Origin of the sequence: Cryptosporangium japonicum (genome assembly GCF_039524755.1) — a bacterium.
GTDB lineage: Bacteria > Actinomycetota > Actinomycetes > Mycobacteriales > Cryptosporangiaceae > Cryptosporangium > Cryptosporangium japonicum.
On record NZ_BAAAGX010000033.1, the window covers coordinates 269,536 to 288,219 of the forward strand.

Genomic DNA, 18,684 nt, shown 5'->3' on the forward strand with positions numbered 1-18,684 from the left:
CGTGCCGGCCAGCGGATGGTCGTCGAACCCGATCACCGACAGATCCTCGGGAACACGCAGGCCCAGGTCGTTCGCGGCCCGGATCACCGCGAACGCGATCGCGTCGGAGAAGCACAGCACGGCGGTCGGCCGGTCGGGCCGGTCGAGCAGCAGCCGTGCGGCCTCGCGGGTGTGCTCCACCGAGTCGTCGAGCTGACGCACGACCAGCGGTGTCTTCAGCCCGGCCCCGGTGACCGCCTCCATCCAGCCGGCGAGGCGCTCGCGCGAGGCGTACCCGGAGATCAGCTGGTCGGCGACGACCGCGATGTCCTCGATGAGGCCCTGCGGGCCGCGCAGACCCGACATCGCGAACCCGATCCGCCGGTGCCCGAGATCGATCAGGTGCTGCGCCGACGCCCGGGCGCCGTCGCGGTCGGCGACGTTGACGCTCGGGATGTCGTCGACCGGGTCCTGGTCGATGAACACCATCGGCAGCCGGCGACGCTGCAGCCAGTCGACCGCCGGCGTCTGCGGATCGCAGGAGTAGACCAGCACGCCGTCCATCGCGACGTCACGGGCCGGCACGATGTCGCCGGTGCCCAGTGCGCTCAGCAGCGTGAGCGCCAACCCGGTGGGCTTCAGCTCCTCGGCGATCGCGCCGAGCAGCTGCGTGGACACCTGGTCGGTGAACGCGAAACCGAGCGACTCGGTGAGCAGGAACCCCACCGCGCCGGTGGTGCCCTTCGCGAGCGCGCGCGCCGACGGATCGGGACCGACGTAACCCAGCTCCTGCGCCGCGGCCAGGATCCGCTCACGCAGCGTCGGCGAGAGCTGGTTCGGCCGGGAGAACGCGTTGGAGACGGTCATCCGGCTGACCCCGACCTGGTCCGCGATCGTCTGCAAGGTCACCCGCGCCACGCTGCCACCGCCTTCCGCTGATCCACCGTAACCGGTGGGAGCGGGACGCAGGACCACGGATCCGCCGTCAGGGACCGCCGTGACGACGGATCCGTGGTGGTTCGCGGGCATACCGACCCGCGCTCAGGCGGTCGCGCAGCCGGCCTGCCCGGCAGCTGGGGCCTTCGCGGCCGGAACCTTCGTGACCGGGGCCTTCGAGGCCGGGGCCCGGCGCGTGGACGCGGTGCGGGCGAGGGACCGGGCGGCCCGGCGCCAGAGCGACGGCCGGGGAGCCGCCACCGGGCCGTCGAGGCGGCCGGCGGACATCCGCTGCTGGTCGGCGTCGCGGGCGATGAAGTAAGCGGCGATGTACTCCATGATCACTCCTTGGCTATACCGGTAAAGCGACTGTGCTTTACCGGTATAGCACGCGGCTCCTATACCGGTAAAGCCTGTACCGGTAAAGTTCGGCTCTACTCGACGAGACCGGCGCGGAACGCGGCGATCGCCAGCTGGACGCGGTTGGTCGCCGCGAGCTTCTCGAACAGGTGCGTGACGTGGCTCTTCACGGTCGCCTCGCTCATGTGCAGCCGCGCGGCGACCTCCGCGTTCGCGGCGCCGCGTCCGATCTCGACGAGCACCTCGCGCTCGCGGCCGGTGAGCGTCTCCAGCCGGGCCAGCGCGTCGCGGCGCCGGGAGCCGTCGTCGCCGGTGAAGCGGGTGATCACCTGCCGGGTGACGCTCGGGGAGAGCATCGCGTCCCCGGCCGCGGCCAGCCGCACCGCACGCAGCAGCTCGGTGGGCGGGGTGTCCTTCAGCAGGAAGCCGGTGGCTCCGGCGGCGAGCGCGCTGAACACGTCGTCGTCGGTGTCGAACGTGGTCAGGACGATCACGGCCGGGGCGTCCGGCTCGGTGCGGAGCGCGGCCGTGGCCGCGACCCCGTCCAGGTGCGGCATGCGGACGTCCATCAGCACGACGTCCGGCCGGTGCCGCCGGACCGCGTCGATCGCGGCCCGCCCGTCCTCGGCGTCGCCGACCACCGTGACGTCGTCCGCGGTCTGCAGGATCAGCCGCAGCCCGGCGCGGACCAGGGCCTCGTCGTCGACGAGCAGCACCGAGATCATGACGCCTCCGGGGCCGGGTACGGGATCGTCGCGCACAGGCGCCAGCCGCCGGGGTCCGGGCCCGACTCCAGGGCCCCGCCGACCAGGCGCAGACGCTCGGCCAGGCCCACCAGGCCGGCGCCGGACCCGGGCAGATCGAGGCCGCCGCCGGTCACCGGGTTGGTCACCACCACCGAGACCGCGCCCTCGTCCCGCGCGACGGTCACCGCCACCGCCGCGCCGGGAGCGTGCTTGCGTGCGTTCGTCAGTCCTTCCTGGACGACCCGCTGCACCACCCGCGCCGTCGAGGGCAGCAACTCCCCGGCGCCGTTCGCCAGCTCCACCCGCTGCCCGGCCGACCTCGCGTCGGCCACCACCGACTCGAGGTCGGTGTAGGGCTGCGCGTCGGCCTCGAGGATGCCGAGCACGGTCCGGAGCTCGGCCAGCGCCTCACGCGCGGTCACCCGGATCACCCCGGCGCCTTCCCGGACCCGCTCCGCGCCGCCGTCCGCGGTGAGCTCGAGCGCCCCGGCGTGCAGCGCGATCAGCGACACCTTGTGCGCCAGCACGTCGTGCATCTCGCGGGCGATCCGGGCACGCTCGGCGACGCGTGCCTGCTCGTCGCGGAGCACCCGCTCGGTGTCGGCGCGTTCGGCCCGCTCGCGCCACGCGTCCTGCAGCGCCCGGCGCGTCGCGACGTGGGCGCCGAGGCCGAGCGTCGCGGCCGCGGCCACCGCCACGTAGGTGGCGTCCCACCAGGACAGCCGGCCGGCGTCGAGCCAGTTCCAGCCGGTCGCGCCGGCCCAGCCGACCACCACCAGCCACCACGCGTGCCGGCGGGGAGCGTAGGCGCCCGCGGCGTAGAGACCCACCAGCAGCGGGCCGGGGTTGCCGGAGAGCGCGTACCCGGTCGCGCCGGCCACCGCGGCGGCCTGCGGCCAGCGGCGGCGCCACCACTGCGCGAGGCTCGCGAGCGTCCCGGCCACCGCCACGACCGTCAGCGGTAAGCCCGACCAGGGTGTCTTCACCGCCAGCACGGTGAGGAACAGGCCGCCGGCGACGAGCGCCGCGTCCGCTCCGAGCCACCGCTGGACCGATCTCATGGCTCGCAGCGTAGGCGCGCCCTCCCCGGCTTCTCCTGCCCCCGGAGTCGACGGTGTGCTCCGACTTTGGTCGGAGACGACCGGCGACCACGCGGCGATGCCCCGGGGCGTCGTCCACCGCGACGCTCGGTGCGTCCGTCCCGACGCCTCGAAGGAGCACCCCGTGCCGCCCTCCCTCCGCCCGTACCGACGCGCGGCGAGCGCATTCGCCGCGCTGGCACTCGCCGTCGGTGCGGTGGTCACCGGAACCTCCCCCGCGCAGGCCGCGCCGCCCAGCTGTTCGTCCGTCACCTCGGCCGCGGCGGCGAGCTACTTCGACGCGGCGGCACCGGAGCAGCTGCGCCACACTCCGGGCCTGGTCGTCTCCGTCGTCTCCGGTTCGCGCACCGTCTACACGCACGGTTTCGGCCGCGCCGACGTCGCGAAGAACGTGCCGATGGACCCCGACCGGTCGCTCGTGCGCATCGCGTCGATCACCAAGCTGTTCACCGCGACCGCGGTGATGCAGCAGGTGGAGGCCGGCCGCCTCGACCTGGACGCCGACGTCAACGGCTACCTCCGGGACTTCACGATCCCGCGCACCTACCCGCGGCCGATCACGCTGCGGATGTTGCTCTCGCACACCGCCGGATTCGAGGACCGCATCGTCGGCACCGGCGCCCGCACGGCCGGCGACGTCGTGCCGCTGGGCCGGTACCTGGCCGAGAACATGCCGAAGCGGATCCGTCCACCGGGCGTGGTGTCGGCCTACTCGAACTACGGCGCCGCGCTGGCCGGCTACCTCGTCACGCTGGTCAGCGGCGAGCCCTACGACCGGTACGTCGAGCGGCACATCCTCGCGCCGCTGGGGATGACGCACAGCACCGCCGCCGAGCCGGTGCCGGCCGGCCTCGGCGAACCGGCGAAAAGCTACCGCGACAACGGCGAGACGATCCCGTTCGCGTTCGACCAGCTGACCCCGGACGGGTCGATCAGCGCCACCGCGTCGGACCTGGCGAAGTTCGCGATCGCGCACCTCAACTCCGGCGCGGGCATCCTCCGGCCGGAGACCGCGGCGCTGATGCACACCCGGTCGTTCGCCGCCGATCCGCGGCTGACCGGGTACTCGCACGGCTTCATCACGCGGACCATGAACGGGCACCGGGTGCTGATGCACGACGGCAGCTGGGAGGGGTTCGGCAGCGTGTTGCTGCTGGTGCCGGGCTGCCACCTCGGGCTGTTCGCCTCGGTGAACTCGACCGCGGGCTTCGAGTCCACGGCCGCGGTCGTCGAGGGTTTCCTGGACCGGTTCGCGCCGGGCTCCGCGCCACCGGCCGAGGGTTCGCGGACGCCGGTCGCGCCGCAGCCGGGCTTCTACGCGCCGACCCGGCGCAACACCACCGGCATCGAGAAGCTGCTCACGCTGCTGGGACCGATGCGTCTGACCGTGACCGACTCCGGGTCCGTCCGCTTCAAAGGCCAGGTCTGGACGCCCCGGCGCGACGGTTCCTACGCGGCCGGCGACGATCACCTGGTCGCCGTCCGCGGCGCCGACGGGACCCGGTACGTGGCGACCGACGGGCCGGCGTTCGAGCGGCTGGGATGGTCCTGGGCGTTGCCGTTCAACCTGGGCCTGCTCGCGGTGTTCGCGCTGGTGACGCTGAGCGCGCTGGCGGTGCCGACCGCCGGGCTGCGGCGTCGGCGGGCGACACCGGGCCGGGCGTGGCGGGTCTCGCGCGGGCTGGCCGCCGGAGCGGCGTTCCTCGGGCTCGCTTTCCTGGTGGGCCTGGCCGCGGCCCTCTTCGGCGACACCAGCGCGTTCCTCTACGCGGTGCCGACGTCGTTCCGCCTGCTGCTCGTGGCGCCGGTCCTGGTGACGGGCCTGACCGCGGGCGCGCTGGGCACCGCGGTGGCCGGATGGCGCGGCGCGGGTGCGCCGGCCCGGGTGCACCAGGTGGTGCTACTCGCCTCGCTGGCGTCGCTGGTGTGGTTCTGCTGGCAGTGGAACGTGCTCGGCTGGCACTTCTAGCGCCCGTTCGACGCACTCGCGGAGGAGAGCGCGGCGCCGCGTGTGCACGGCGGCGGGCTCGTCACCCGTCGCCGCGTACACGTTGCTCACCGGCGACCAGGCCATCGACATCGCGATGACCATGGCCATCACGTCGAACGGGTCGCCGGGGCGCACCCGCCCGGCGGCCTGCGCCTCGGCGATGGCGCGCAGTTTGACGTCGTCGTACGCGTCGTGTTTCTCCACCAGGTGACCGGTGGGGCGGCGCTCCAGGCGGGCCCAGGTGGCCAGCCGGATCAGGTCGGGGCGGCGGAGGTACTCGTCGTAGAGGCGGACGGCCCAGTCCGCGAGGTCGGCGGCGCCGATCGGCACCACGTTGACGATCCGCTCCAGCGAACCGAAGAAGATCGCGTCGAAGAGCTCGTCCTTGTTGCCGAAGTACGCGTAGAGCTGGGCCTTGTTGGTGCGCGCGGCGGCGACGATGCGCTCGACCCGTGCGCCCGCGATGCCGTGCCGGGCGAACTCCTGGGTCGCCACGTCGAGAATGCGCTGGTAGGTGGCGGCTCCGCGCGGTGTCGACGGCTGCTCCGGCATGGGTACGAGCTTACCAAACAGACCAGTTGGTTTTTCTTGCGCTACGGTGGCCTTGGCAAACCGAACAGTCTGTTTAGGGAGAACCACGATGCGGACGACGACCGGATGGCAGGTGCACGGCCCCGCTTCGCCGCTGCGCCGGGCCCGCCTCGAACGGCGTGAGCTGCGGCCGGACGACATCGCGGTGCGGGTCGACTACTGCGGCGTCTGCCACACCGATCTGCACGCCCGGCGCGGCCACGACGGGACGACTCCCCTGGTGCCGGGGCACGAGTTCACCGGTGTGGTCACCGAGATCGGGCCCGACGTCACCGGCTTCGCGGTCGGCGACCCGGTCGCGGTGGGCAACATCGTCGACTCGTGCGGCGAATGCCCGATGTGCCGGGCCGGTCAGGAGAACTTCTGCCGGACGTTCCCCACGCTGACCTACGGCGGCACCGACCGGCGCGACGGGTCGCTCACCCTGGGCGGCTACTCACGGGAGTACGTCGTCCGGGACGCGTTCGCCTATCCGCTGCCGCCGGGGCTCGATCCGGCGGCGGCCGCGCCGCTGCTGTGCGCGGGCGTGACGGTGTGGGAGCCGCTGCATGCGCATGACGTCGGCCCGGACACCCGCGTCGCGGTCGCCGGGCTCGGTGGCCTGGGCCATCTGGCGGTGAAGCTGGCGGTGGCGCTCGGGGCCACGACGTCGGTGATCACCCGGTCGGCGGACAAAGCGCCGGACGCGCGACGGCTGGGGGCGCAGGGTGTGGTGGTGTCGTCGGATCCGGCGCAGCTGGACGCGGCACGCGATTCGTTCGACCTCGTGATCGACACGATCGCGGCCCCGCACGATCTCGGGCCGTACCTGCGGACGGTGGCGATGGACGGCACGCTCTGCTCGCTGGGCGACCTCGGTCCGGTCACCGTGGAGACGATGGACCTGCTGGTGGGGCGCAAGAAGCTGAGCTCGGCCGGGAGCGGCGGGCGGCCCGCCACGGCGGAGATGCTGCGGTTCTGCGCCGAGGCCGGGGTGGCGGCGGACGTCGAGGTGCTGCCGTCGGCGCGGGTGAACGAGGCCTTCGACCGGCTCGCGGCCAACGACGTGCGGTACCGGTTCGTCCTCGACCTGTCCGATCTGGACTAGGCCGCCGGTTGTGCGGTTCGGCGGACGGCCGGGGTGAGGGCGGCCGCCAGTGCCAGGGTGAGCGCGCCGGCGACGGCGATCGTCGCGCCGACCGACACGGACTCGGTCACCAGCCCGAGCAGGGCCGGACCGAGGCCCTGGAACGTCATCATCCCCGCGTGCAGCAGCCCGAACGCCTGCCCTCGACGTGCGTGCGGAACCGCGTCGAGGAAGCGGCGCTGCAGGCCGAGCGGGTAGGCGTAGCCGACGCCGGTCAGCACGAGGAGCGCGGCGCCGAGCGGCACCGACGGGTTCGCCGCGAACCCGAGCAGCGGAGCGCCCGACAGCACGATCAACGGCACGACGAACCGCTCCCGCGTCGCCGGGGCGAGCAACCGGCCGACCGCGAGGTTGCCGAGCATCATCCCGATCGGACTGCACGCCAGCAGGATCCCGCCGGCGCCGGCCGGGAAGTGCGCGCGCTCGGCGTACGGGATGAGCAGGGCCTCGGCCCCGGTGGTGACGGCCGGCGGCAGCCAGTGCACGAACAGCAGCGCCCGGGCCCGCCGGTCGCCGAACAGCGCCCGGGTGCCGGCCCAGCTCTCCCCCACTGGCGCACCCGCGCCCCGGGCGGTGGGCGGTGTCGGGGTGGGGGTGGGCAGGCCGAGCGCCGACCACCCGGCGGCCAGCGCGTGGGCGGCGGCGGTGGCGAACAGCGCACCGGTGGGGCCGAGGGTGGCCACCGTGGCGGCGCCCACGGCCAGGCCGACCAGCTGCGCGAGCGACGACGCGACGACGGCCAGCGAACGGCTCAACACGTAGGCGTCGCCGGTGACCACGTCGGCGATCAGGCGGTTCCCCGCACCGGTGAACACCGGCGTGAACAACGCGACACCGCCGACGACCAGCAGGATCACCGCCACCGGCGGATGCCACCGCGCGATCATGAGCCCGGCACCGGCCTCCACCACGTACCCGGTGACGATCAGCGCGCGGGCCGGCAGGCGATCGGCGAGCGCTCCGAGCCCGACCGCCCCGACGGCCTGCGGCACGAACCCGATCCCGAACGCGACGGCGGCCAGCAGCGGCGACCCGGTGGTGGCGAACACGAGCGTGGAGAGCGCCACCATGCGCACGGTGTCGGCCGTGATGCCGAGCGTGCGTGTGCCGAACACCGTGCGGAACACCGGCTGGGCGAGTACCTGCGCGTAGGTGGCGCGCTCGTCGGTCGAGGTCACGCCACCAGTCTTCGAGCACCACCGTCCCGGGCCAATTGTTACGCCGCAGAGCGTAAGGTCGGTGGATGCTGCGGATCGAGCTCACCGCCGACGATCTGCTGCGCAGCCGCTTCGCGCTCTCCCCGCTGTTCGAGCTGAACGGCCTGCTCCGCGTGCTCTCCGGGCTGTCGCGGCACCGGCTGCCGAGCGGGCTCGCCGCACGCAGCCGCCCGGTCTACCGGCGGCTGCTCGCCGAGACCGACCTCGCCGCCGTGCAGGCACTGCAGTGGCCGCGCGGTGGTGCGAGCTTTCTCGTTCCGCCGCCGGCCTCACTGGCCCAGTCGTGGGACGACGAGCTGGCGGCGCTGCGTGCGGTGCCGCTGGCCGAGGCACGCAAGGACATCGCGCACTGCCTGCGTGAGCGGCCCACCGACGATCCGGCGGTGCTGGCCGTGCTGCGTGCCGACGACGTGTGCGAGCGGCTCGCCACGACGCTCGACCGCGCCTGGCGTGAGCTGCTGGCGGCCGAGTGGCTGCGCCTCCGCGCGATCTGCGAGCGCGACGTCGTCCACCGGGCCGGGTTGCTCGGGCGCGCCGGGTGGGCGGCCGCGTTCGAGGACCTGCACACGCACGTGCGGTGGCACGAGGGCGCGCTGGAGCTCCGCCGTCCCGGCCGGGGCGAGGTGATCGGTGCCGACGGGCACGGATTGCTGCTGGTGCCGTCGGTGTTCGTGTGGCCGGCGGTGGCCGTGCACACCGACGATCCGTGGCCCCGGGCCCTGGTCTACCCGGCGCGGGGGACGGCCGCGCTCTGGGAGCCGGCGCCGGTCGAGCCGGGTGCGCTCGGCGATCTGCTCGGGCCGTCCCGGGCCCGGGTGCTCACCGCGCTCGACGAGCCCGCGAGCACCACGCAGCTCGCCCACGCGCTGGGGCTGGCCGTCGGCGCCGTCGGCGATCACCTCGCGGTGCTGCGCCGCGCGGGGCTGGCCGACCGTGCCCGGTCCGGTCGTTCGGTGCTCTACCGGCGCACCGCGCTGGGTGACGCGCTGCGCGCCGGCACCGACCACCCCTGACCGCCCTCGCGGCGGGCGGTCAGGGGTGGCGGGGGGTCAGCGCTCGTCGGTGTCGATGCGCTCCTTGCGTACCTGGCCGCCGACCGTCTGCTCCTCGGTCACCGTCTCCGTGCCGAGCCGCACCCGCTCGACCGGCACGGCCTCCTTCTCCACGACCGGCCGCTCCTCGTGCAGCGTGACCTCGTGTTCGGCCTCCGAGATCGCCGGGCCGGAGAACGCCTGACCGCGGTTGGCGTCGGTGATCGGCTCGCGCTCGACCGTGACCCGCTCCCGGCTCACCGGCACGGTGTGCTGCTCGTTCTCGGTGACGACGTACTTGCGCAGCCGCGCCCGGCCGGCCTCGTGCGTCTCGGTGCCGACGTTGAGCCGCTCCTCCGAACGGGTCATCGCGTTGTCGTCGTCGCGGCCGGTCCGGGTCTCGCGCCCGGAGAAGCGCACGTTGCCCCCGTCGGACTCGTAGTGCTGGCCGTGCCGGTGGTCGTCGGACTCCCGGTCGACGTCGGCCGCGTACGTGTCGCGGGTGCCGCTGGGCTGGGTCGGCAGGCGGTAGTGCCGGTAGAGCTCGGCGACCTGCGTCGGGGTCAGCGAGCCGTCGCTGCCCTCCGGGTCGATGCTCGGCGCGTCCTTCACCTGGGCCTTGTCCACCGGGACGACGACCCGGTCACCGCGCAGCTCGGCCCCCTCCAGCGGCACGAACGACTCCTTCAGCCCGAACAGGCCGGTGTGGACGGTCGCGAACTGCGGCCGGTCGGTGCGGTCGTCCAGATAGACCTGCTTGACCGATCCGATCTTGTCGCCGGACGAGTCGTAGGCGGTCGACTGGATCAGCGACGGAATCTGCTCCTGGGTCAACATCGGGGTTGCTCCTCTCGCGAGCTCCGGTTGGCGCCGCAGAGATAGCCGCTTCCCACCCACCCCTAAACGGTTGAATACCGATGAATTTAGTCCATAGAGGACGTCACTCAGGGTGTCCGGTGACTGAGTTACCTCGATCGGCCTCGGGAAACGGACGCGTACCCCTGAGACCCGGAGAGCGAAAAATGCTCATCCGGATGAATCGTTTCTCATCCGACTGTGATGGCTACCTCCAGCGAGGTCGTCATGACCTGAGGTGACCTTTGAAGGGGTCTTCAAATGACAGTGCGGTGGATAGCGGACGAACTTCTCGACCGCGAAGTGCTCGACCGTTCCGGGGAGCGGATCGGCCGGATCGACTGGATCTATCTGGACGCCCGGTCGGCGGACCCGACGTTCGTCGCGCTCGACACCGGCCGCCGGTCACCCAGCGTCGTGCCGCTGGCCGGTGCGGTGTCCCGGGGCGACACGATCGTGCTGCCGTTCGACCGCGACCGGGTCCTGACCGCACCGGACGTGCGACCGTCCGGACGCGACGGCGGCCTCTCCTCCGCCCAGGAACAGTCCCTCCACGCCTACTACGCCGATTCCGGCGACGCGATGACCCGGTCGGAGGAACGGCTGCGGGTCCGTACCGAGGACCAGCCGACCGGGCGGGCGCGGCTGCGGAAGTACACCGTGACCGAGGACGTCCAGGTGACGGTCCCGGTCACCCGCGAGGAGGTCCGGGTCGAGTACGGACCCTTCGACGCCGACGACGAGCCCGAACCGGACCCTACGACCCTTCACACCGAGCGGGTCGTCGTCCGCACCGAGAGGGTGCCGACCGAACGCGTCCACCTGGGCACCGAACGCGTCACCGAACAGCGCACGGTCAGCGCACCGGTCCGCCGCGAGAAGATCGAGCTGGAGGAGGACTAGGGCTTGTTCAAAGGTTCAGGCCGCACAGGCCCTAAGCGGGCACGCCCAGTGCGGAGGCGAGCATCGGCCACGAGTTCTTGAACTCACGCTGCCAGTACGGCCAGGTGTGCGTTCCGCGGCCGTAGAGCCGCACGGTCGGCGACAACCCGGCGGCGCGCGCCTTCGCGACGAAGCTCTGCGTCGTCAGCAACGCGGCGGTTTCCTGCCAGACGAAGTCACTGTTCTGATCCAGGTCGGCCGCCCGTCCGTCGCCGCACGAGATGTAGAGCCGGGTGCCGCGCAGCCCCGACAGCTTGCTCGCCGGGTTGTGGGCCGCCCACGTGCTGCGGTTGAGGATCGGGTCGCCCCAGAGCGAGAAGAGCGACTCGTTGGCCTGGCGGCGCATCCACTCGATCGCCGTCGGCGCGCCCGGGGTGAGCGTGTCGAGCAGCCCGCTGTAGGACGCCGCCGCCTTGAACAGCCCCGGATGCCGGGCCGCGTACGAGAACGCCCCGAACCCGCCGACCGACAGCCCCGCGATCGCCCGGGTGCTCGACCCGCGGTAGCCGCGCTCGATGATCTGCTGCAGCTCGGTGATGTGGTAGGTCTCGTACTTCGGGCCGCTGCCCCGCGGGTCGCTGTAGTAGCCGGCCAGCCCGTCGCTGGGCATCACCACCAGCACGTTCCGGTCGTACATGAAGTCGTAGACGTCGGTGAACTGCGTCCAGGACCGGTAGTCGGCCGGCTCGCAGCAGCCGTGCAGCAGGTAGAGCGTCGGCCACTTCTGGTTCGGTTGGGTGAAGTAGTCCTTCGGCAGCAGCAACCGGACCGGCGTCTGGCCCTTCATCGCCGGCGAATCGATGACGATGTCGAGCTTCTGCCACTCGACGAACGTCTCGCTGATCACCCGGGCGCCGTCGTCGGCGACACCGTTCGAGAGGCCACCGGCGTCGGCGGCGGCGGGGCTCGCCCAGCCGGTGAGACCGGCCGCGACCAGCACGGCGACGAGCAGCACAACACGTAACCGCGACACGTCGCCCTCCTTGGTGAGCATCCGGCGGCTCAGTGTAGGAACGACGCCCCGCTGACGTCAGTGATTTCGCCATCCTCGCATGGCGGAATCGTGAAAGGTTATAACCGGAGAATGCCCCACCTGCTGCATCTCGACTCGTCCGCCGACCTCACCGGGTCGCGTTCGCGGGCCATCACGGCCGCGTTCGCGAAAGCCTGGACCGACCGCGGCGACGATCACACGGTCACCTACCGCGATCTGCACACCGCTCCGCTTCCCCGGCTCTCCACCCCCGCCCTGCACTGGGCGCCCCGCCTGCGAGCGGAGGGCGAGACCGCCCCCGCCGAGGACGAAGCACTGCAGCAGACGATCCTCGACGAGCTGCTGGCGGCCGACGTCCTCCTGGTGGGCGCCCCGATGTACAACTATTCGCTCCCGTCGACCTTGAAGACCTGGGTGGACCACATCCACGTCCCGGGCGTCACCACGACCCTGGACGCCACCCCGAGCCAGCCCATGGCCGGCCGCCAGGCCGTCGTGGTGACCAGCGCCGGTGGTTCGTACGTCGAGGGTTCGCCGACGCAGGGGTGGGATCATCTGACGCCGGTGCTGCGGATCATCCTGGGCGATGCGCTGGGCATGACGGTCACGGTGGTGGCGACCGAGCTGACGTTGGCGCCGCGCATTCCGGAGCTGGCCGCCCAGGTGCCTCATAGCGAGGCTTTGTTCGCAGCGGCTCTGGATCGGGCTGCTGCTCTGGGCGCCTCGTTGTGAGCTGATGGGGGCCCGGGTCGCCCGCAATGGAGTGAGACAGCCCGTGCAGCGGGGCGGTATGGCTCACAGGGCACGTGGGGCACAACCACAGAGCGCCGTGGCCGGGTGCAGAGCGGCGCGGCCGGAAGCGGGGCGGCGCGGCCGCAAGTGAGGCGGCGCGACCGAGCGGGGCGGCGCGACCGAGCGGGGCCGCACGGCCGAGAGCGGGGCCGCACGGCCGAGAGCGGGGCCGCACGGCCGAGAGCGGGGCCGCACGGCCGAGAGCGGGGCCGCACGGCCGAGAGCGGGGCCGCACGGCCGGGAGCGGGGCGGTTCAGCGCCGGGTGGAGCGGGGCCTGGAGCAGGCGGGGCGAGGCGCCCACAGCACCGCAACCTAGCTGGAGTGGCCGGACTGGAAAGGCGGCGCAGCACGACCCCGCCGCAGCATGACCCGGCACAGCCCAGAGCTGAGCGGCACAAGCGGGTCGCAGCGGGTCACAGCGGGTCCCAGCGGGTCCCAGCAGGTCGCAGCGGGTCGCAGCGGGTCGCGGGCGCCTCGACACAGGGCGAACTCGACACAGGGCGACTTGGACGAGACGACGCAGGGCGGACCGACGCGGCGTGGGCTGGAGCTCAGCGGTCCGAACCCGGAACGGCCTGGGGCGGTGCGAAGCGGCACGGTCGTTCCGCGCGATCTGACACGGGCGCTAGGCGCGGCGAGCGGCCAGGCGCGAAGGTACTCGGGCACGGCGCGGCACAGGTGGGACGGCGCAGGGCGGCTCGGCGCAGAGCGCGCAGGAAGCTCCGATGATGGGTGGCGCAGCGCGATCCGGTGCGGCGCGCCCCGGCATGGGGCCAGGACAGCGCGAGCCCGGGCAGCGCGAGCCCGGGCAGCGCGAGGCGGGGCAGCGCGAGGCGGGGCAGCGCGAGGCGGGGCAGCGCGAGGCGGGGCAGCGCGAGGCGGGGCAGCGCGAGGCGGGGCAGCGCGAGGCGGGGCAGCGTGAGCCGGGGCAGCGTGAGCCGGGGCAGCGTGAGCCGGGGCAGCGCGAGGCCGGGCTGAGTCGGGCTTCGCGGGCTGAGCGGCTCAGCCTGGGTCGGCGCAACTCATGGCAGCTCAGCGCGGAGCTAAGCGGCCAAGCGCGGAGCTAAGCGGCCAAGCGTGGAGCTAAGCGGCCAAGCGTGGAGCTGAGCAGTTCGGCATAGGACGGCATGGCGGGGGGCTGAGTCTGGAGTGGAGCGCCCCCTCGGGAGTAAGGCGAAACGGCCCAGAGCGTTGGCGGCCCTGTCCGACGTGGCGCGGACCCGGTCTGGCGCGGGATGGGGGCAGCGAGGCGCGAAGCAGCACGGCACGAAGCAGCACGGCACGAAGCAGCACGGCACGAAGCAGCACGGCACGAAGCAGCACGGCACGAAGCAGCACGGCACGAAGCAGCACGGCGCGAAGCAGCACGGCGCGAAGCAGCACGGCACGAAGCAGCACGGCACGAAGCAGCACGGCACGAAGCAGCACGGCGCGAAGCAGCACGGCGCGAAGCAGCACGGCGCGAAGCAGCACGGCGCGAAGCAGCACGGCGCGAAGCAGCACGGCGCGAAGCAGCACGGCGCGGGAGTCGCTCAGCGCGGGATGGCGGCGGCCATGCGGGGGGCGGAGCGACCCGACTGCGGCCCGGAGCAGGCAGAGCGGCCCAGCGCGGTTTGGGCGGCTTGGCGCGACGCCGAGCGCATATCGGGGCGAGGAGGCTCGGCGCAGGGAACCCGGCAGGGAATCCGGCGCGGACGGGGCAGAGCGCCCTGGCCCGGGACTGGGATGGGAGTGAACCAGGCCAACTCGGCGCGGCCTGAAGCGGCTCCGCGAGGGGGGCGAAGCGGCCTGCACGCGGCGCGACTTAGCGCGGGACGATCCGAGCGCGACTTAGCGCGGGACGATCCGAGCGCGACTCAGGGCAGGGCGACCCAGGCGTGGGGCCCCCTCGGCACGGCTCGGCTCGGCTCGGAGCCGCGTAGCTGCGCTAGCTCCGGGGATCGATAGGCGAGACGTGTGACGGCGGAGCCGTTCGTGGGCTCAGAGCCTGCGGAGGGCACGAGGAATGCGAACTGAGCGCAGGTCCTGGGAGCTGGCCGAGAAGCAAGGATTGGCGGTGCGCGGGAGCTGAGCGCGGAACTCGGATCGCAGCGCGGAGCAGGGTGGATCGCAGCGCGGAGCGGCGTGGGACCACGCAGCGTGAGGTGCGACACCGCGCAGCCGCACGAAACGCGAGCCCTCCGCGAGCTGCATGGGACTACCGCGCGAACGCGGAACCCACGCACTGCACGACACCGCCACCCGGAACCCAGCCCCGCGCGCACCGCTAAACCGCCGCGCGAAGCACGGACCCGCCCCGCCCAGCGCGAGACCCTGCCAGGCGCGAGACCCCGCCCGGCACGAGACCCCGCCCGGCACGAGACCCCGCCCAGCGCGAGACTCCGCCCAGCACGAGACCCCGCCCAGCACGAGACCCCGCGCGACCGTGAGGCCGAGCCGCTCGCCGGCTCAGCCCCCGGGCACCACGCGCCCGGAAGCTACCCCCACCGGATCAGCGACCCGACGGCACGTGCAGGAAAGCACGCAACGCCGACAAGTCGTCGGTGCCCAAATAATCCACCTCGGCGTCGCGCATTTCCTTCCAGAAGGCTCGGCGCTGACGTCGAGAGTGGGCGGGTACGCCCCAGAAGCGCACGGTGCGCCCCTCCGCGTGGGCCTTCTCCACCCACTCGCGGAGGAGTTTCCGTTCGGCGTCGGGCATGGTGCCGTGGCCGTCCCAGGTGAACTTCCAGTCCCACTTCTCGCTGCACAGCGGCACCAGGGAGGCCGGGGAGTCGCTTCCGACAGCTGCCAGGGAGCCGTCGCACGCCGCGTAGCGGACGGGGGCGGCGGCCAGCTCCTTCTTGGGCGGCTTGCCGGTGATGACGACGGTGACGGCGCCGGCGTGGATCTCGTCGCCCTCGAAGCGCGTCAGGATGTGCTGGTAGTTGTCCAGTTCGGCGGAGAGCAGTTCCCAGCACCACTCGGGGTCGTTCTTGATCTCGACGAGCAGCTGGAACGGGCGGTCGTAGCCGGGCAGCACACCGCCGTGGTCGGCGACCCGGCGCGCGAGCGGCTCCAGGTACAGGCCGCGCAGGGTGCGCCAGTACTCCAGGTCCTCCGCGTCGTGCCCGACCAGCAACCGCGGGACGCCGTGCTCGTCCTGGTGGGGCCAGATGTCGACCTCGACGCTGGTGAAGCCCTGGTCGAGCGCCGCGAGCAGCGGGCGGGAATGGCGGTAGTCGTTGTGGGCGTGACCACCGGTCATCGCACCCCAGCGCCGGTGGCGGAAATGGGCCGCGACACCGACACCGGCCGCGATCACCACCGCCGCGCCCAGCCCGACCAGCACGGTCACTAACGCCGACATGCTCGGCTCCCTTCTTCGCGAAGAGATTTACCAGCCGCCCCCGACAACTAACCGCCGTGGGTCGCGAAGAATCCCCAGATCGCCGCCGACGCGTCGAAATCAGCCGGCTGATCGGCGCCGCGCCGTCCGGCGGCACCGCCCGGCCAGGCGTGCTCACCGCCGGCGATCGTGTCCAGCCACACCTGGACACCGGGCGCGCACGAGTCGTACCGCTCGGAGGTCACGACACCCGAGACCGTGCGCGTGGGGGTACCGGAGCACCGGTCCACGCCCACCCAGGTCTTCACCGCGAAGCTCACCGGCGGATGCGACCCGGCCCGCTCCTCGTTCGCGGGGCGCCGCGTGGAGACGCCACCGGCGTACGGCACCACCTCGTCGGCGTCGCCGTGGATGACGTACACCGGCAACGGGCGGGACGGGGTGCAGGACGGGACGTCCAACGCACCGGAGACCGGTGCGATCGCGGTGATCCGGTCGGCGAGCTCGCAGCCGAGCCGGTACGTGAGCATGGCTCCGTTGGAGAAGCCGGTGACGAACACCCGGTCGGCGTCGAGCTCGTCGATCAGCGCGCGGATGAACCCGACGTCGTCGACGCCCTGATCGCGGGCGTAGGCGCAACACGTGCCGGCGTTCCAGGTGAGCAGGTTCGACCGGCCGGAACCGTCCGGGTACACGGCGCGGAACCCCTCGCGGTCGGCGAGCGCGTCGAAACCGGTCTGCTCGGCGACCTGGGCCCCGTTGCCCCCGCCGCCGTGCAGCACGATCACGACGGTGTCGCCGGTGCCGTGCACGCGGTAGGTGCGGTCCCCCAGCGTGTGCACGTCGGAATCGGCGCGGGAGCACCCCGCGAGCATCACCAGGACCACCAGCAGCAGCTTGCGCACCAGGTCAGAGTGCCGGAACTACGCCACTTCGAGGGGACGAAGCTCGTCGGCGTAGCTGACCGACGTGCGGCGCATCACGCCGTCGTCGGTGATCAGGTAGGTGCCCAGCCGCCACAGCGGCGGCGAGTACGCGTGGATGGAGACGCTCTCCGCGTCGGCGCCGGACATGCGGTGGATGTGGTCGGGCCCGAAGCAGAACGACTCGCCTTCGCGGACGACGACGTCGACGTGCTCCCCGCCGATGCGCGGGTTGTTCTCGTGCACCGCGCCCTGCACGACGGCCACCGCACCGGACGAGATGTCGTGGTCGTGCCAGCCGGTGTCGTTCTGCGGTGTCCAGCAGAGCAGCCAGACGTCGACGTGGTCGTCGCGGTGGAGCGAGACGTAGTGGCGCTCGGTGTCGGAGAACGCGATGTGCTCGCGCCACCGGTCGGGGTGCCGGGCCAGGTCGTCGACCAGGTCTTTCAGCTCGCGCTTCGTCAGGTCGCGTGCCGGTAAGTTCACTTCGTTCCCTTTCCGTACAGGAGACGCGCGGGGTTGGAGACGGCGATCGCGTGGTCGAACGCGTCGCCCAGGCCGAAGTCGGGCACGGTGGCGTACGGCCGGTCGGACCCGAGCACCACCAGGTCGACGCCGAGCACCCGGGTGATCGCGTCGACCGCACGCGGCCCGTACGACGAGGTGTCCACGAAGGCGTCCATGTCGACCGGGCGGCGGGCCGGGCCGCCGCGGGCCGCGAGCCGTTCGCCGTGCAGCGGCCCCAGCCCGGCGAGCAACGCGAAGCAGATGCGCAGCGTGGGGTGGGCGGCCCGGCCGAACGCGAGGAACGCGTGCCACGCGTCGTGCATCTGGTGGACGTACGGGCTCAGCGCCGGCCACCAGCCGGGGGCACCCGCGGGCGGCGCGGGGTGCGGGCCGGGGTGGACGAGCAGCGGGGCGCTCCGCCGTTCCAGCACGTCGAGCAGGGGCGCGCAGTGCGCGTAGCCGGCCGGATCCAGCAGTGCGTTCGCCGGCAGCTGGAGCCCGACGCAGCCGGCGTCGAGCGCCCGCTCGAGCGCGGCGGAGTCGATCGTGACCAGCCCGGCGGCCGCCCAGGCCCCGAACCGCCCCGGCAACGCCGTCACGCCCTCGTGGTACGCGTCGAGCAGCGCGGACGCGTCGGGCAGCCACTCGATGCCCAGCGGGCTGGAGAGCGAGACCAGGGCCCGGTCGAGGCCGTCGGCGTCGATCAGCGCGATCCGGGCGGCGACGTCGTGGTCGGCCGGATCGACCTCGAACGGGGGCGCGCTCGCGGTGTGCAGGGTCCAGCCGTCGAGGCGGGGCGGCGCCGTGCGCGCCCGCAGGGCCTCGATGAGCGGCTGGGGCCACAGGTGCTGATGGACGTCGATGCGCATGCCAGAAGGGTATTCCTACCGAGATAGAGGGTTAACCGGTTAACTCCCCTGAAGTTAACCGGTTAACCTCCACCCCCGTCAAGAGGCCGGGATACCGTGCTCCAGCAGCCACTCCTCCACCGGCGGCTCGGCCGGCACCAGCAGCGGGACGCCGTCGCCGAGGTCGACGGTGAACTGGCGGTGGCCGGTCGGCCCCTCGCAGTACTCGACGACGACCTCGACGTGCTCGGCCTCACCGCCGCGGACCTTCCCGGCCAGCAGTTCGGCCGGTGAGGCGGTCCGCGAATGCACGGTCTCGGCGGCGTGGTGGTCCTGGGGCGTGATGACGCGGACGATGCGCGGGGTCTTCTCCGGTTCGGTCATGACTTCAGAAAAGCCGCGAACAGGAGCAACGCCG

General features: G+C 72.8%; 19 protein-coding genes. 6 read left to right on the forward strand and 13 right to left on the reverse strand.

The features are described 5' to 3' along the window. From ABD437_RS36860 to ABD437_RS36875, 4 genes are all read right to left on the reverse strand, one after another. Positions 1 to 888 (reverse strand): LacI family DNA-binding transcriptional regulator (locus ABD437_RS36860; RefSeq protein WP_344653593.1); only part of this gene is annotated, 888 nt, incomplete at its 3' end. A gap of 132 nt (positions 889 to 1,020) precedes the next feature. Continuing rightward, positions 1,021 to 1,254: a hypothetical protein gene (locus tag ABD437_RS36865; RefSeq protein WP_344653594.1), complete on the reverse strand. Its 234-nt coding sequence runs from the start codon at positions 1,252 to 1,254 to the stop codon at positions 1,021 to 1,023. Between the two features lie 95 nt (positions 1,255 to 1,349). Beyond that, positions 1,350 to 2,000, reverse strand: a complete 651-nt coding sequence (locus tag ABD437_RS36870; protein ID WP_344653595.1) for a response regulator — start codon at positions 1,998 to 2,000, stop codon at positions 1,350 to 1,352. Further along, positions 1,997 to 3,082, reverse strand: a complete 1,086-nt coding sequence (locus ABD437_RS36875; protein ID WP_344653596.1) for a sensor histidine kinase — start codon at positions 3,080 to 3,082, stop codon at positions 1,997 to 1,999. Before ABD437_RS36875 ends, ABD437_RS36870 begins: the two co-directional genes overlap by 4 nt. Before the next feature lie 163 nt (positions 3,083 to 3,245). On the opposite strand from ABD437_RS36875, the gene ABD437_RS36880 reads away from it, so the two are divergent. Beyond that, a complete protein-coding gene (locus ABD437_RS36880; RefSeq protein ID WP_344653597.1) occupies positions 3,246 to 5,090 on the forward strand; it encodes a serine hydrolase domain-containing protein in 1,845 nt (614 codons plus the stop codon). Here the strand turns inward: ABD437_RS36880 and ABD437_RS36885 are convergent. Next, positions 5,022 to 5,663, reverse strand: coding sequence for a TetR/AcrR family transcriptional regulator (locus ABD437_RS36885; RefSeq protein ID WP_344653598.1), 642 nt, complete (start codon positions 5,661 to 5,663; stop codon positions 5,022 to 5,024). The two genes, ABD437_RS36880 and ABD437_RS36885, sit on opposite strands and share 69 nt — an antisense overlap. A gap of 88 nt (positions 5,664 to 5,751) precedes the next feature. On the opposite strand from ABD437_RS36885, the gene ABD437_RS36890 reads away from it, so the two are divergent. Beyond that, on the forward strand, positions 5,752 to 6,789 hold the full coding sequence (locus ABD437_RS36890; protein ID WP_344653599.1) for an NAD(P)-dependent alcohol dehydrogenase: 1,038 nt from the start codon (positions 5,752 to 5,754) through the stop codon (positions 6,787 to 6,789). Here the strand turns inward: ABD437_RS36890 and ABD437_RS36895 are convergent. After that, positions 6,786 to 8,006: an MFS transporter gene (locus tag ABD437_RS36895; protein ID WP_344653600.1), complete on the reverse strand. Its 1,221-nt coding sequence runs from the start codon at positions 8,004 to 8,006 to the stop codon at positions 6,786 to 6,788. The two genes, ABD437_RS36890 and ABD437_RS36895, sit on opposite strands and share 4 nt — an antisense overlap. Positions 8,007 to 8,071: 65 nt before the next feature. Here ABD437_RS36895 and ABD437_RS36900 point away from each other — a divergent pair, with 65 nt between their 5' ends. Beyond that, a complete protein-coding gene (locus tag ABD437_RS36900) occupies positions 8,072 to 9,058 on the forward strand; it encodes an ArsR/SmtB family transcription factor (protein WP_344653601.1) in 987 nt (328 codons plus the stop codon). Between the two features lie 36 nt (positions 9,059 to 9,094). Here the strand turns inward: ABD437_RS36900 and ABD437_RS36905 are convergent, their stop codons facing one another. Beyond that, the gene (locus ABD437_RS36905; RefSeq protein ID WP_344653602.1) at positions 9,095 to 9,913 is read right to left on the reverse strand and encodes a DUF2382 domain-containing protein; all 819 of its coding nucleotides are present in this window, start codon (positions 9,911 to 9,913) and stop codon (positions 9,095 to 9,097) included. Between the two features lie 279 nt (positions 9,914 to 10,192). Between ABD437_RS36905 and ABD437_RS36910 the strand changes: the two genes are divergently transcribed. Further along, on the forward strand, positions 10,193 to 10,834 hold the full coding sequence (locus ABD437_RS36910) for a PRC and DUF2382 domain-containing protein (RefSeq protein ID WP_344653603.1): 642 nt from the start codon (positions 10,193 to 10,195) through the stop codon (positions 10,832 to 10,834). A gap of 31 nt (positions 10,835 to 10,865) precedes the next feature. On the opposite strand, the gene ABD437_RS36915 is transcribed toward ABD437_RS36910, so the two are convergent. Beyond that, positions 10,866 to 11,867, reverse strand: a complete 1,002-nt coding sequence (locus tag ABD437_RS36915; RefSeq protein ID WP_344653604.1) for an alpha/beta hydrolase — start codon at positions 11,865 to 11,867, stop codon at positions 10,866 to 10,868. Between the two features lie 90 nt (positions 11,868 to 11,957). Between ABD437_RS36915 and ABD437_RS36920 the strand changes: the two genes are divergently transcribed. Both ABD437_RS36920 and ABD437_RS43175 read left to right on the forward strand, forming a co-directional pair. Further along, positions 11,958 to 12,599 carry an FMN-dependent NADH-azoreductase gene (locus ABD437_RS36920; RefSeq protein WP_344653605.1) on the forward strand — a complete coding sequence of 214 codons (642 nt, stop codon included), beginning with the start codon at positions 11,958 to 11,960 and terminating at the stop codon, positions 12,597 to 12,599. Between the two features lie 1,296 nt (positions 12,600 to 13,895). Further along, a complete protein-coding gene (locus tag ABD437_RS43175) occupies positions 13,896 to 14,420 on the forward strand; it encodes a hypothetical protein (protein ID WP_425558323.1) in 525 nt (174 codons plus the stop codon). Positions 14,421 to 15,151: 731 nt separating this feature from the next. Here ABD437_RS43175 and ABD437_RS36925 read toward each other — a convergent pair. The 5 genes from ABD437_RS36925 to ABD437_RS36945 form a co-directional block, all read right to left on the reverse strand. Next, entirely contained in the window at positions 15,152 to 16,009 is an 858-nt protein-coding gene (locus tag ABD437_RS36925; protein WP_344653606.1) for a PI-PLC domain-containing protein, read from the reverse strand. Positions 16,010 to 16,056: 47 nt separating this feature from the next. Continuing rightward, positions 16,057 to 16,893, reverse strand: a complete 837-nt coding sequence (locus ABD437_RS36930) for a CE1 family esterase (protein WP_344653607.1) — start codon at positions 16,891 to 16,893, stop codon at positions 16,057 to 16,059. A gap of 18 nt (positions 16,894 to 16,911) precedes the next feature. Continuing rightward, entirely contained in the window at positions 16,912 to 17,397 is a 486-nt protein-coding gene (locus ABD437_RS36935; protein WP_344653608.1) for a cysteine dioxygenase, read from the reverse strand. Beyond that, entirely contained in the window at positions 17,394 to 18,287 is an 894-nt protein-coding gene (locus tag ABD437_RS36940) for an amidohydrolase family protein (protein WP_344653609.1), read from the reverse strand. Before ABD437_RS36940 ends, ABD437_RS36935 begins: the two co-directional genes overlap by 4 nt. Positions 18,288 to 18,365: 78 nt before the next feature. Next, entirely contained in the window at positions 18,366 to 18,650 is a 285-nt protein-coding gene (locus tag ABD437_RS36945; RefSeq protein ID WP_344653610.1) for a hypothetical protein, read from the reverse strand. Positions 18,651 to 18,684: the final 34 nt, after the last annotated feature.